Source organism: Telluria sp. AZSoR62 (assembly GCF_058111565.1).
In genome coordinates, this window is the sequence record NZ_JBYTST010000224.1 from 1 (window position 1) to 304 (window position 304).

Genomic DNA, 304 nt, shown 5'->3' on the forward strand with positions numbered 1-304 from the left:
GTCCTCGCCGCCTGTGATCATCAGCCGTGCCGTGATCTCCAGTTCACCCAGCACGTCGCGCTGCTCGTCCTCCTCCATGACCGAGGAATCGGCTGGCAATTCTTCATCCAGTGCATCGGCATCAAGCGTCTGCACGTTGCTGGGCGTTTCGATCAGCCGGCGAGCGTCGGCGAACGGCGCCAGGCTGATGCCTGAGCCAGGAGCCAGCTTGACCCGGTTTACGGTCAGACCCAGGCGCTTGGCGAAGTCGCTGAACAAGCCGAAGCTGTTGCCGGCTTCCACGATGAACAGCCGCGGCCGGTAG

At 63.5% G+C, this 304-nt stretch carries 1 pseudogene; it reads right to left on the minus strand.

Annotation, left to right across the window (positions count from 1 at the left end):
• Nucleotides 1–304: pseudogene (locus AC3XQU_RS23595) on the minus strand (conjugative transfer ATPase); the annotation flags it as partial.